The organism is Candidatus Eisenbacteria bacterium (assembly GCA_035712145.1).
Classification (GTDB): Bacteria; Eisenbacteria; RBG-16-71-46; order RBG-16-71-46; family RBG-16-71-46; genus DASTBI01.
In genome coordinates this window covers 1-1,841 of sequence record DASTBI010000100.1, presented here as the reverse complement: position 1 = coordinate 1,841, position 1,841 = coordinate 1, and the positions used below count along the sequence as shown (strand labels likewise).

Sequence of the window (1,841 nt, the reverse complement as noted above, 5' to 3'; positions counted from 1 at the left end):
CGATGCCGGTGTCGCGCACCTCGAAGCGCAGCCTGATCGACCCTGCCGGCGCCGGGAGCCGGGACACCGCGACCGCGACGCGCCCCTGCTCGGTGAACTTGAGCGCGTTGCCTACAAGGTTGAGCAGCACCTGGCGGAGGCGGGTGGGGTCACCCTGGACCGCCGGCAGGACCTCGCCGGGAAACTCGAAGGCGAAGACAAGGCCGCGCTCGACCGCCTGCGGGTTCAGGATCGACCTGACCTCCTCGACCAGGCGGGGGACATCGAAGTCGGCCGTCTCGAGCTGGACGGTCCCGGCCTCGATCCGGGTGACGTCGAGCACATCGTCGATGACCGCCAGGAGCTGTCGGCCGGAGGCGCGGATGGCACCCAGATGACGCGCCGCGTCCGGCGGCAGATCGTCGCCGGCCAGAAGGTCGGCCATGCCCAGGATCGCCGTCATCGGCGTCCTGATCTCATGGCTCATGGAGCCTGTTGCAGAATCGAGCCCTGAGTTGCGGAACGGGGCCGCTGGGCTACGGGTGGAGGGTTTGACGCGCGGGCAACGGCGTGATTCGCTCCGGCGGTGAGCCGGGGAGGGACAGGGATGGCCCGCTTCTTCCGCGAGCCGGACCGCCGGCAACGTTACCTGCTGCCGGTCGACATGATGGACTGGCTGCCCGAAGGTGACATCGTCCACCTGATCGTTGATGCGGTGGCGCTGATGGACCTGTCCGGCTTCGAGGCCACCTGCAAGGTCGGCAAGGCCGGCCAGGCGCCCTTTTCCCCGCGGGTTCTGCTGGCGCTGCTGATCTATGCCTACAGCCACGGCATCCGCTCGAGCCGCGCGATCGAGCGGCTCTGCGGGCGCGATGTCGGCTATCGCTTCATCGTCGGCGCCGCCGTTCCCGACCACAGCGTGATCGCCCGCTTCCGGCAGCGGCATGTCGAGCGGATGAAGGCCGTATTCCTGGCAGTGCTGGAGCTGTGCCGTGCGGCCGGGTTGATCCGGCTGGGGCTGGTGGCGCTCGACGGCACCAAGGTCAAGGCCAATGCCGCCCTCGATGCCAACCGCACCGCCAGCAGCATCGAGGCGGAGATCGCCCGGATGCTGGCGGAAGCGGAAGCGGTGGACGCCCGCGAGGACCGCCAAGTCCAGGACCAGCGTGGCGACGCGTTGCCGGAGGGGTTGACCAAGGCTGTGGATCGGCAGGCGCGCCTGATGGCGTGCAAGGCGAAGCTGGAGAAGCGTGCGGCTGAGGCTGTGGCCCGCCAGCAGGCGAAGATTGATGCCCGCAGGGCGGAGGAGCAGGCGACCGGCAAGCGCCGGCGAGGCCGCAAGCCAAAGGCGCCTGATCCAAGCGTCGACCCGGATGCGGTGGCGAACGTCACCGATCCCGAGAGCGGCATCATGAAGACCCGCCAGGGCTGGGTGCAGGGCTACAACGCGCAGATCGTGGTGACGCGCGAGCAGATCATCCTCGCCGCCGACGTGACCACCGAGGCCAATGACAGCCATCAGCTCACCGGCATGCTCAACCAGGCGCAGGCGAACGTCGAGCTCGTGCTGGGCGAGGACGCCGTGCTGGGCGCTGCCGTGGCGGACGCGGGCTACTGGTCGGACGCGAACGCTGCCACCGAGACCGAAGAGTGCGAGCTGCTCATCGCCACGCAGAAGGACCACAAGCAACGCGCGGCCCTGCGCCAGGCGCCGCCGCCGCGCGGGCGCATGCCGAAGCGGATGACGGCGCGGGCGCGCATGGAGCGCAAGCTGCGGACCAGGCGGGGCCGCAGCCTCTATCGCCAGCGCGGGCAAAGCGTCGAGCCGGTTTTCGGGCAGATGAAGGACCGGCAAGGTGCAG

The 1,841-nt window shown here is 69.6% G+C and carries 2 protein-coding genes; one reads left to right on the top strand and one right to left on the bottom strand.

Annotated elements, in window-relative coordinates; genetic code table 11:
• Window positions 1-466 (bottom strand): histidine kinase dimerization/phospho-acceptor domain-containing protein (locus VFQ05_06220; GenBank protein HET9326347.1); only part of this gene is annotated, 466 nt, incomplete at its 3' end.
• A 120-nt stretch (window positions 467-586) separates the two neighbouring features.
• On the opposite strand from VFQ05_06220, the gene VFQ05_06215 reads away from it, so the two are divergent.
• Window positions 587-1,841: transposase (locus tag VFQ05_06215; protein HET9326346.1), on the top strand; the 1,255-nt coding region annotated here is incomplete at its 3' end.